At 48.0% G+C, this 12054-nt stretch carries 10 protein-coding genes; 8 read left to right on the top strand and 2 right to left on the bottom strand.

From position 1 onward, the window contains the following. From Q0668_RS17570 to Q0668_RS17550, 5 genes are all read left to right on the top strand, one after another. Positions 1-1278 carry an A24 family peptidase gene (locus Q0668_RS17570; RefSeq protein ID WP_298866989.1) on the top strand — a complete coding sequence of 426 codons (1278 nt, stop codon included), beginning with the start codon at positions 1-3 and terminating at the stop codon, positions 1276-1278. A 103-nt stretch (positions 1279-1381) separates the two neighbouring features. After that, complete coding sequence (locus tag Q0668_RS17565; RefSeq protein WP_298866987.1) at positions 1382-2212, top strand: hypothetical protein; 831 nt, start codon at positions 1382-1384, stop codon at positions 2210-2212. 212 nt (positions 2213-2424) lie between these two features. Then, positions 2425-3030 (top strand): imidazole glycerol phosphate synthase subunit HisH, encoded by a 606-nt coding sequence (gene hisH / locus Q0668_RS17560; protein WP_298866985.1) that lies wholly within the window; start codon positions 2425-2427, stop codon positions 3028-3030. Between the two features lie 35 nt (positions 3031-3065). After that, the gene (gene hisA / locus Q0668_RS17555) at positions 3066-3806 is read left to right on the top strand and encodes a 1-(5-phosphoribosyl)-5-[(5-phosphoribosylamino)methylideneamino]imidazole-4-carboxamide isomerase (RefSeq protein WP_298866983.1); all 741 of its coding nucleotides are present in this window, start codon (positions 3066-3068) and stop codon (positions 3804-3806) included. Between the two features lie 45 nt (positions 3807-3851). Then, a complete protein-coding gene (locus tag Q0668_RS17550; RefSeq protein WP_298866981.1) occupies positions 3852-4745 on the top strand; it encodes an EamA family transporter in 894 nt (297 codons plus the stop codon). Here the strand turns inward: Q0668_RS17550 and thpR are convergent. Together thpR and Q0668_RS17540 are read right to left on the bottom strand one after the other, a co-directional pair. Further along, on the bottom strand, positions 4742-5293 hold the full coding sequence (gene thpR / locus Q0668_RS17545) for an RNA 2',3'-cyclic phosphodiesterase (RefSeq protein ID WP_298866979.1): 552 nt from the start codon (positions 5291-5293) through the stop codon (positions 4742-4744). The genes Q0668_RS17550 and thpR overlap by 4 nt on opposite strands. A 64-nt stretch (positions 5294-5357) precedes the next feature. Next, positions 5358-7823, bottom strand: a complete 2466-nt coding sequence (locus Q0668_RS17540) for a Tex family protein (RefSeq protein WP_298866977.1) — start codon at positions 7821-7823, stop codon at positions 5358-5360. 627 nt (positions 7824-8450) lie between these two features. Between Q0668_RS17540 and Q0668_RS17535 the strand changes: the two genes are divergently transcribed. The 3 genes from Q0668_RS17535 (at position 8451) to Q0668_RS17525 (ending at position 11978) form a co-directional block, all read left to right on the top strand. Continuing rightward, complete coding sequence (locus Q0668_RS17535; RefSeq protein WP_298866975.1) at positions 8451-9134, top strand: hypothetical protein; 684 nt, start codon at positions 8451-8453, stop codon at positions 9132-9134. A gap of 68 nt (positions 9135-9202) precedes the next feature. Further along, entirely contained in the window at positions 9203-10771 is a 1569-nt protein-coding gene (locus Q0668_RS17530; protein WP_298866973.1) for an ATPase, read from the top strand. Between the two features lie 223 nt (positions 10772-10994). Further along, entirely contained in the window at positions 10995-11978 is a 984-nt protein-coding gene (locus Q0668_RS17525) for a lipopolysaccharide assembly protein LapB (RefSeq protein WP_298866972.1), read from the top strand. Positions 11979-12054: the final 76 nt, after the last annotated feature.

Raw genomic sequence — 12054 nt, 5'->3', positions numbered from 1 at the left:
ATGACCCCGTTTGGCATTGATCCGAATCTCATGCTTGTGCTGCTGTTTCTGCTGGGAGCATTCCTGGGACGGATCGTCAATATTTGTATCGAAGAACTTCCTCGCGAAGAAAAAGTCGGGGCTGCCTGGAAACGCGTCGGCCGTAGACTACGTCATCTCGGGTCTCGTTATCATATTCCCATAATCGGCGTCTATCTCTCGCGCTCTCGGAATTCGAACTTATCCTACAGACGATCGCACCGCGAAGCGTTAGTCGAACTCTTGAACGGCGTCATCTTTGTCTTGCTCTATTGCGCAGAAGTTCCCTTGAGTGGTCAGGCCACTCTACAACAAAGCGGACTGTTTTCCGCGTATGCACCAGATCCGCTCGCAGTCAACTCCTGGCTGACACCGGTCATGCTGCTCAACCTGCGTTTTGCATTTCATCTGGTACTGATCGAATCATTGATGGTCGCCACCTTCATTGACTTCGACCTCAAAATTATTCCCGATGGCGCCACGATGCCGGCCCTGTTCATTGGCGTTGTCGGCTCCTTTCTGTTTGGCATGTTGTATTTGGTGCCGGTCTGGTTTCAGGAACCATCGATAGTCCGCTTACTGGGTGTCTATTTTCCGGAACAGTATCGCAGTTTTTTTGTGGTCGAGAAAGTACCTTTGTGGGTGGCTCAATACCCGCACCTGCATGGATTGGCTGTCAGTCTAGTAGGAATAGTTGTGGGAGGCGGCATTGTCTGGGCCGTTCGTATCATCGGTCAATGGACGTTACGTCAGGAAGCGATGGGCTTTGGTGATGTGATTTTGATGGCGGTCATCGGCAGCTTTCTGGGGTGGCAGGCGACGGTTACCGTGTTTGTCATTTCACCTCTCTGTGCGCTGGCGGTGGTAGCTTTCTCTATCTTTTTCAAACGATCACGTGAAATTCCCTTCGGACCTTACCTCAGTTTGGGAGCATTACTGGTCCTGTTAGGCTGGCCAAAAATCTGGCCCTTGGCCGAGCGCATTTGCCATTTTGGCCCACTCTTGCCTGTACTGGCGATTGTGATGTTGATCATGCTGGCGGGTTGTTTATCGATTACCCAGGGGATGAAGTGGATGTTGGGCATCCCCCTGTATTTTCAAGACGAATGGCTGGATGAATGGACCTCAGCCGATACATTGACATATCAGGCGGGGGAAAACGTAGAAGAAAATCAGGGCCGCTGGGATCTAAACACCGACGCGCACACCAGAGCAGGCCGCGGCACAAACTATCATCATCAGTGGAAAAAGGGAAAGTAACTCCCGAAAGAGACTGTTTTAGAAATAGTCTCCAGTGTGATATCCCGGTAATACCTGAACTGCAGTTGGTTATGCAGGTGATCAACAAGTTAGGCCAAAACGCATGAGTATCTTAAACTTTATAAGATCGAAACAGCTTGCGCACAATTTTGAAGTGCCTTTGGAAGCCGATCGTGTCGACTCTCCGATTGTTCAGTATGGCGATGTAATAAATGCTCTTCATTTCATGACGGAAGATAATCACTGGGGACGAATCACGTTTGAAAGGTTAGATTCAATTAAAGCCTCTCGTGGAGAGTATGCACCATACCCACTCGCACCCGGAGAAAAGGAATCATTTTATTGGGTACAAACCATTTCAAATTCACGGTGGCTTCGGGAGCGATACAAATACGAAAAAAAATATTATGGTGATTCCTATGGATTCAATGGAGACGTCGATGAGATGATCAGAGAGTTCTCACATTACGTTTTTCATTTTCACGATCAGTTTATTGAAGTGCTGGCCGCTGGTATTTGGTTTGAATCGGCAGATAGCATACTTGGGGAACGTTATATTGGGGAACGTTATCCAGAACAGGACCACCCTTTATCGGGGCTTCATCATCTTGAAACTTCCGAAACCTTTGAAGGGTCTGGTATCATTTGTTATGTTCGTCGAAACCCGCTATCAGAGTCCGAATTAGAAAAAAGGGCACAGCTGTGTTCGCAAACAATTCTCGAAATCAAGATAGAATCAGATGTTGGCATCGGTCCTGATTGGACACTAACTCGCCGTGTTCATAGTGGCGTTGGAAAGACTTACTTAAGGAGTTGCTTCGGAAATCCTGAAGAGATATACGCTCATATTCCAACGCTGATAGAGATACGACCACATATTGATAGGTGGCTTGCAGAGATTTCTCAGCGCCGGAAGGATAGGGATAAGGAGTAGACCGATGGTCCTCTAACCTTGTTATACCGAACGGATTTCGGATATGTGTTCCTCCAGGTTCTGAAAACCCATCATTTTTGTGGACATCATTCACAAATATGGATTCAGACACTAGAATTGGCTGCACACCTCGAACTCATCTGTTTTGATTGTGTCCTTCCAGTAGAAGTATGAACCAGAAAATTACTTAAGACCTTAAATTAGAAGCAGTTATGATCACGATCATCGATTACGGCATGGGAAATCTGCGAAGCGTCCAAAAAGCCTTTGAAAAGATTGGGGCCGAGGCTACGATCACTTCAAAGCCCGATGAAATTGCCCGGGCCACAAAATTGCTACTGCCTGGCGTGGGCGCCTTTCGGGACGGCATTCAGTGCCTGAAAGACAAGTCACTCGTCGAACCCATTTGGGAACATGTCAATTCCGGGAAACCTTTTCTGGGAATCTGTCTCGGTCTGCAACTGTTGTTTGATATCAGTTACGAAGACGGAGAATACGAGGGTCTGGGAATGATTCCCGGAAAAGTGGTTCGTTTAGAAGATCAACCCGGACTGAAAATCCCACATATCGGCTGGAACGAAATTGAAACGGTAACACCGCATCCCATACTCGCGGACATTCCCTCGCATGAGCATTTCTATTTTGTACACAGTTATTATGTCGTGCCGGAAGATGAGTCAGCGGTCGTCGCGTATACAGAACATGGCAGCCGTTTTGCTTCGATTGTGGCCCGCGATAACATTTTTGCTTCGCAATTTCATCCCGAAAAAAGTCAATCTGCAGGATTAAAACTACTGCAGAATTTTGCTTCGTTATAAATCCTGTTCATCCGGAAAAGAAAGTCAGCTCAGCTATGGAAATTCTGCCCGCCATCGATATTCGAGGAGGCAAATGTGTTCGTTTGCGACAAGGCGATTATGGTCAGGAAACGGTCTTTGGCGATGATCCTACCGAAATGGCCCGTCGTTGGGCAGACGGGGGCGCACAACGATTGCATCTGGTTGACCTCGATGGCGCCAAAGCAGGTAAACCCGTCAATCATGAAGTCGTCAGAAAAATTGTGGAAGCGGTCTCTGTTCCCTGTCAGATGGGAGGCGGCATCCGAGATGAAGCGGCGATTCAGTTAATGCTGGATGAAGTAGGAATCGACCGCGTGATTGTCGGCACACAGGCGCTGAAAGATCCGCAGTGGTTCAAAGAAATGACACAGCGTTATCCCGGTCGTCTGGCGCTGGGGTTGGATGCCCGCGACTCAAAAGTCGCGACGGAAGGCTGGCTCGATGTCTCTGAAACGTCGGCCATTGATCTCGCAAAAGACTATGTGGGAGCCGATCTGGCAGCCGTCATTTATACCAATATTGCCAATGATGGCATGATGCAGGGCGTTGATGAACCAACCATTCAGGATATGATCTCTCTAGCAGAACTGGGCTTGCCTGTAATTGCATCGGGTGGCGTGACAACGCTCAAAGATGTAACGCGTCTGGCAGAAGTCAGTCAACAACAGCCGGGTCTGGTCGGCGCGATCATCGGTCGTGCTTTGTATGAAGGCACGATTGAAGTGCCCGCCGCCATCTCTGCCGCCAGTTTGTGAGAACCGTCGAAAACAGCAAATCACAGCACGAACGGACTACCTCTCATGAGCCAGAGCGATGACCGAGGAAAGCTGTTTCGGGCACGTATGCTGGTATTGCTGGCTGCAGTACTCTGGAGCCTAAGCGGTCTGTTTGTCAAGTCGCCTCCCTTCCTGTCCATTCCTGAAGCGCATCGAGGGCTGATTCTAGCCTGTTATCGAGTCTTTTTCGCAGGACTCTTTCTGCTCCCCTTTGTCAAAATAAACAGAATTCGTTGGCGTCCCGGCTTGATTCCACTTTTGATCGCCTTTGCATCCATGAATTTACTGTTCATGTTCGCCATGACAAAAACGTCAGCCGCCGCTGCCATTTTTCTGCAGAATACAAGTGTGGCCTGGGCGACGCTGTTCGGCTTTCTCTTTCTGAAAGAACGAATTGAACGAGGCTCAATCCTCTCAATACTGATTGTGATGTCAGGCATTTTCTTTATCGTGATGGCTGATTGGTCGGGGAAAAATTTCACCGGAAATCTTATCGCCCTGATGAGTGGCATTGCCTACGCCCTGGTTGTCATCTTCTTTCGCGTGTTGCGGGAAGAACACCCGGCCTGGCTGGTGACTTTGTGCCTGTTCGTTTCTGCAGCGATTGTCGCGCCCTGGGCACTCACTTTGGGACATTCATTAACGGGAACGCAATTCGCTCTGATTGCCCTGATGGGGGTGATTCAGATGGGGACCCCTTACTTGATTTTTTCGCATGCTGTCAAAACGGTAAACTCGCAGGAAGCCGCCCTGTTCGTGTTGGCCGAACCAATTTTGAATCCCATCTGGGTCTGGATTTTCTGGGGCGAAACGGTTTCAATGACAACACTTGTCGGCTGTTCGCTCATTGTACTGGGGCTAGCCGTTCGCTTCTTATTCTTCAGACCCAAACGAATGCCGGACCACGAAAAGAGTTAGCGTTGATATAGTTTCACCGTTTGCATCTCATGGTATTGAGCGCGCTGCGATTTCATTTCAGATTGATAAAACTTAATCGTATCGACGGTCACCTCTCCCCATTCTGCATCCGATCGATCCTGCAGAATCTGAAACAGATCGTCCGCAGGCCTGGCATTCACGCGCGCCAATGTAAGGTGGGGATGAAAACCTTTGCGTTCCAGTGGGTAGCCCAGTTTTTCTGTTTCCTGTTCCAGGTAATCTACCATGGCGGTTAGCAACGTGGCATCGCTGATGCCCGCCCAGATGACATTCGGATGGTCAACGCGGGGAAATGCACCCAGGCCTTTGAATGCCAGTTTTAAACGAGGGAATTCACTTCGCATCTTTTTCAGGATGGAACTGATCGGCATGACATCCTCTAATTCAGTCGTTCCCAGGAACTTCAAAGTAATATGCATCTGGTCAACTGCGATCGGCTTGACGGCAGGGCCCAGCTGTTCCAGTTTTGGCAATAATTTCCTGAGACCCCGAGGTGGATGAATGGGGACTGCAATAAAAGTTCTCATACGGCGATTTTTGTGCATAATAATTCGTTGGGAATTCCGTCGGAGATACGGAATTATAATGTTCCTATTTCTTTTTCTGGTTCCAAAGCGCTTTCAGTTGATCGAAGCCCTGGAGAGGCTGTTCTCCGGTTTTCATTTCATTCGTAAGCTTGGGGGCAGGGGGCGTTTTTCTTTTGCGCGGTCGTTTCTTTGTCTGCTGCCGGGTTTGACCACCCGTTGCCGGTAGTGTGGATTCTGATTTTTTCGGTTGCGTTTTTTGAGTCGTCGGTTGCGAAGCCTGCTCTTTTTCAGGCGGTTCTTTTTTGGAATGGCGATCGGTGCCCGGTTTGATCATTGTCAAAGAGACGCGTCGTCGTTCCAGATCCACACTAAGCACCCATGCCGTAATCACATCACCCACCGAGACGAACTGATAAGGGTTTTTGATGAAGTGATTGGCCATCTCACTTACATGAATCAAAGCACTGTCTTTTAACCCGACGTCGACAAACGCGCCAAAGTCTACCACATTCAGAACCGTACCCTGCAGCTCCATGCCCTCGACCAGTTGTTCCAGCTTTAATACGCCCTGCTTAAAAATCGGGCCGGGTAAATCAGAACGTGGGTCACGTTTGGGGCGTACGATGGCTTCCAGTATGTCTTCCAGTGTCAGTAGTCCAATTTGTAAACTGTCACTCAGCTCCCGTTTATCGATCTGCGCAACTTTTTGTATCACGGACTCGCGGTCTTTCGCCGAAGTTTTCAGGCTGTCTTCAGGTAGATCGAGTTTCGTGAAAACTTTGTGTGCGTGCTCATAACTTTCAGGGTGAATCCAGGTGGAGTCGAGTGGTTCGGTACCTGCATCAATTTTCAAAAATCCGGCCGCTTGTGTGAACGTCGCTTCGCCAACACCGGCAACATCCAGCAGTTGTTTTCGACTCTGAAAGGAACCATGCTTCTCGCGCCATTCGGTAATCCGTCGGGCGATCAACTGGTTCATGCCTGACACATGACGCAGCAGGGAAGCACTGGCGGTATTCAAATTCACGCCGACATAATTAACGCATGATTCAATCACCTCGTCCAGAGATTCTTTCAGACGTTTGGCATTTACATCGTGCTGATACATGCCGACGCCCAGATGCTGAGGGTCGATCTTAACCAACTCACTCAAAGGATCCTGCAGTCGACGACCGATGGAGATCGTACCGCGAATTGTGGCATCCAGATCGGGAAACTCGTCGCGAGCAACCGGACTGGCAGAATAAATACTCGCGCCCGCTTCATTCACAATTAAATAACGGGCCTCCGGCAGATGCTGTTCGATCATCTCAGTGATGACTTCTTCCGTTTCCCGGCATGCGGTACCATTGCCGATAGCGACCAGCTTACATTGATGTTCCGTCATAAAGTCAGCCAGTTTTTTACACGCAAATTCTTTCTTCTCTGCAGAACCTGTGACATAGACCAGGTCAGTAGCCACGCAAGTTCCCAGTTCGTCAAGCACCGCCAGCTTGCAACCCGTGCGTAAGCCGGGGTCGATCGCCAGAATGCGTTCGCTTTGCAGCGGAGGCTGTAGCAGTAAATTTTTCAAATTTTGAGCGAAGACGGAAACCGCGTGTTTTTCCGCTTTATCCGTCAGCTCACGACGAATTTCCCGATCAAGGCTGGGCAGAATCAAACGCTGTAAGGCATCGGTGACAACGGATGTCAAAAATTCGTGGAAGCGATGACCGTTCAAATTCAAATGGCTGACAATCGTTGCACAAGCAGATTCTTCCGCCCATTCAAAACGAATCCGCAACGCACCGGTTTTTTCACCACGGTTAATAGCCATCGTGCGATGGTGGGGCACTTTGGCGACTTTCTCAGTGTAATTAAAGTAGTCTCGATATTCCTGACCAGATTCTTCTGCTTTCTTCGTAGCATTCACCGTCAGACTTCCCGAACCCCAGGCGATCTTGCGTGAGATCTCACGCACATCGGGATCTTCACCAATCTTCTCCGCCAGAATATCAGAGGCCCCTTTGAGCACATCCTCGGTCGTCCGCGCACCGTCTTCGTCTTTAGTGAAATTTTTTGCCGCTGTGCTTAAATTTGTCAGAGAGGCATCGCCCGACCAGATACCATCGGCCAACGGTTCGAAGCCCAGTTTTCTGGCAGTTGCTGCGCGGGATGTTCTTTTCGGACGATACGGACGGTAGAGATCTTCCAGTCGCTTGAGCGTATCCGCTTTTTCTATCTCGGCTTTTAAGCGGGGAGTCATTTTTTGTTGTGCTTCGATTAATCGCAGAATGGTAGAAGCACGTTCCCAAATTTGTCGTTTGAATTGAACGCGTTTTTGAATATCTCGAATCTGAACTTCATCCAGATTACCCGTCCGTTCTTTTCGATAACGGGTAATGAACGGAACGGTATTTCCTTCGTCCAGTAATGCAATCACATTCAGGATCTGCTGTGCCGTGAGATTCAACTCCAACGCCATTTGCTCTGCAACTTCTGCAGAGAAAGGTGCACCCGATTGATTCGCTTGTATCTCAACCGCATCCATTTCGATCTCAATTCGTTTCGATCAATTGTTCCGAAAAATTAGATAAGGAATCTGATACTATAATACGATTTACTTAACGACTCACTCTAAGAATAACGGTTTTTAGAAAAAATAGAAATGGTTGTCGGGTATCAGCTTCAATAACGACGCGCATGGCTGAAGTTGACTTTCTCAAAGTGTAATCATCTCGGTTCCCGATGGATAGGCTTACGTCGCTCAAAAGCGGTTACACTCAACTCGAATCTGATCTGAACGCGATGCAAGATTCCTCTTTTGTGGCTACTGACTTTTGTCTGAGAAGAATTTTGATTGAGGAAACGCAATTTTTTGGGAAAGGCCTTTGATCAACAAGCTCGATTCGGTTCGTTTCATCGAGGCTGGCATCTTTTCCGGTAGTCTTTTCCACTTTTTGCAGGGATAGAAGATTCGGCCCCCATTTGTTTTAGTGTATGAAATTATCTCTCTTATTCTCTCGCTAGAATCGTTTTTCTCGTTAGGACCGGACCTCACCTCAGCCGATAAAAAGACAAGCAGATCATCTCAAATGATGGTTGGTCTGACTTGCGCGAATGATTCATTCGTGAACGGACGCTGATTCAATCACGATTCAAACAGGGGGGAGATGGCATGACGACTGCCGTCAAAATTAATTCGTATCTACTTATCTTATTTATGGTTAGCCTGACAAACGGTGTCGAAGTTCAGGCGGGTTGGCCATTTAGTTCCTCGGAAGATAAAGAGGCAAAATGGGCGGAGAAAGCCTCTCGACCCATTGGTTCGCGCCAAAAATATAAATTTGGTCAGCTATGGCCTCCTTACCCCCGACCGACCGGACCAAAACAGCATTTCTGGAACAAGTACCATCACGCACACTATTGGCCGCACCCATATACGTGTGAAGATCGCGCTTACGTAAAAGATATTATGGAACGACAAATTCATAATGGCTGGACCGATCAAACAACGCTTTATGCCTATCACTTTGAAAATGAAGGTAACAAGTTAACAGAAGCCGGCTTACTGCATTTACGTTGGATTCTCGAACATGCGCCGGAAAGCCGCCGTATCATTTTTGTACAGACTGCCAATGCATCCATTGAGAGCCAGCAGCGATTGGCGAATGTCCAACATGCCGCTTCAGAGATGGCGGGTACTCAGAATGTTCCTTCCACAATGTTAAGAGTGACACCAGCTTATGGCCGTCCTGCTCGTGAGGAAGATCTCAAGTACCGAGCCTATGTCGGTTCGATCTTGCCTCCACGAATTGAATACACATCAGGAGGTGGATCAGCGGCAAATGGCAGTAACTAAAAACGGTCGCTGTTCTGTTTGATTGCAATCCTGTTTCTTTCTCTTATTAATTCAGACGAAACCTCGTCATGATTGATCGTCCTACAGAAGATGAACTTCAAGCGCCAACTGATGAGACGTTTCCGGAGCAGGATGAACATTCTGAACCACCGGAAACAGACCCTGACCAGGGGCTTCGTTTTGCTGCAGCTAACAATGATCTGACAGACCTTTACAGCGATCTATTCAAAAAAAAACAGGCCACCAATGGTTCACAAACGGCTCTGATAGAGAATGAACTGGATGCACCCGCGCTTCCCTTAAAGCAGGTCAGATACGAAGGAGAATCGATTCAGGCACCGCAAACGCTGGCAGAGAGCGGTTTGTCTTTAATGCAGCTATGCAATCTGGTTCTGAAACAGCTTTATTTACAGGGAAGTGCGCTGGGAATTGATATATCTCGCAGTACCCATCTTCCCTTCAGTATTATCGATGAGGCACTCATTTTTCTCAAAGAGGAAAAATGCATCGAAGTGTCCTCCGGCAAGATGATCGGTCGTTCTTCCTATCGTTTTAATCTGACCGAACTAGGGCGGATTCGTGCCCGGGAAGCGTTTGAACAATGCCGTTATGTAGGACCCGCGCCAGTCACACTGGAGGCTTATGTTAAACAGTGCCGGTTGCAAACAGTAACAGGCATTGATTGTACTCCAGAGAAACTGCAAGCCGCCTTTTCCGAATTCATTATTCGTGAAGGACTCCTGGATGAACTCGGCCCCGCAGTCTGCAGCGGTCGTTCGATCTTTATTTATGGACCTCCGGGTAACGGTAAAACTCTGATTGCCAAAGGGTTGGGAAGATTTCTCAATCTTCAGGGGGGAGAAATTTACGTCCCCTATGCCATTCAGATGGAAAGCAGCATTATTACACTGTTTGACCCGACACTTCATCAGACAACCGATGACCATGAACTTCGGGAGCGAATTCAATCTGACTCGAAAAAAGGGGGGCGCATTCCGGAATTAAAAGAATGGGTCAAGCCGGAAACAGACCTCCGCTGGAGAAGGATCAGGCGTCCGGTTGTCATTACGGGTGGCGAGCTGACTTTGGACATGCTCGATTTACGCTACAACAAAACCAGCAATTTTTATACAGCGCCATTACATCTTAAAGCCAACGGCGGCGTTTTTCTGATTGATGACTTCGGCAGGCAGCTTGTCAGTCCCAAAGACCTGCTCAACCGGTGGATTATGCCGCTAGAGGATCGGATTGACTACTTAACCCTGGAGACAGGCAAGAAATTTGCCGTCCCCTTTGAACAGCTCATTATCTTCTCAACCAATCTCGACCCCAAGGACCTGGTAGACGAAGCCTTTCTTCGTCGTATTCGACATAAGATTCCCATCAACGCTCCTTCGCGGGAGGTCTTTACCGAGATCAGCAAGCTTTGTTGCCGTCAAAGGGAGATACCATACGACCCAGGTTTCGTAAGTTATCTATATGACAATTATTACAATCAGGGAAAACCCCCCAGATCCAGCGACCCGCGAGATTTACTGGAGATTTTGCAGTCAATCTGTCGATTTAAAGGACAGGAACCCATCCTTAACTCTCAACTCATTACAGAAGCAGCGCAACGTTTCTTCTGTCAAATATAAATTCCTTTCCTGAATTTCTTAATTGTGCCTTACACAATAGGCCCATAAAGCAACCTGATTTACCCATGGTCACACGTCTTGATCTATTGCGATTTTTTAATCGTCAGTTCTGTTTGCAATTCAGAATTGACAGGAAAAAATCAAAGGCAATCGGTCCGACCTGTCAAGCAAAATGGGGAATCAAAATTCACGTCTTTCAAGTGCACCTCACGGAGGTAATTTAATGTCAATACAAATGACAAAACAGACATGGATCGCTGGAATCGCTTGTGCATTACTTATTTGCAACGGCTGTTCTAACATGCGAAACTCAATTGTTTCGAAAACAGATGATACAGCACCGGTCAGTTTGAAAGATAAAATTTCAGTTGCCAAAAATAAACTGAAGGATCCAGGTAAGTTTTACGTCACTCACGGCCAGCTTCAGGAAAAAATGGGTGATACAAAAGCCGCCCGTTCTTCCTACGAAGTCGCATTAGGGGAAAACCCGAAATCGGTAGAAGCGGTTCTCGGGTTAGCAAGGTTAGATCAAGTGGCCGGCCGTAAAGTCGAAGCCGAAAAAGGGTTTCAAAAGGCTTTAGAGATGGCCCCCAATGATCCCAAAGTACGTTCGAATATCGGCCAATTCTATGCAGCAGAAGAAAAATGGGATCAGGCAATTGCTCTGCTGAGTCAAGCGGTGAAATCAACGCCCGCAGACAAAAATGTGCGTTATCAACTGGGAATTGCGATGGCTTCTTCCGGAGATTATCAGGGTGCCATGCCCCATTTGATCCGTGCCGTCGGCGAAGCGGAAGCCCATTATAACATTGGCTACATTCTGAGAGATCGAGGACAAATGCAGGCCAGCGAGCAACAGTTCCTCCAGGCAGTCCTGCTGAAACCCGAATTCAACGAAGCTCAGTACTGGCTCGATGAAATCAGGCGTGAGAAAGAAAACCGTCTGATGTTAGCCGGAGTGTCTGCCAGCGAATCAACGGGTATCAATGCGGGAACCAGACAGGCTTCCTATTCTCAGGCGAAACATCAACAGACAGCGCAAGTCAACAGACAAAAGCCAGGTGTTTCGAAAGGGATGAGTCCTGCAGGAGTCGGAGCACCGATTCCTAAGAAGGACCCTCGTCCCAGAAGTGCCCAGTCAGCGGCTCCTCCCGCAAATCTGACAGCAGAACAACTGGAACAATGGCGCAATCAACGACAGTTTTAGTTCAAATAAAGATTCACTGTAAAAAAATGAAACAGGCCCCGGAAAAAACCGGGGCCTGTTTTGTTATCAGTTGCTT

It is taken from the genome of uncultured Gimesia sp. (assembly GCF_937910335.1).
GTDB lineage: Bacteria > Planctomycetota > Planctomycetia > Planctomycetales > Planctomycetaceae > Gimesia.
This window is presented reverse-complemented; position numbering and strand designations above follow the sequence as displayed.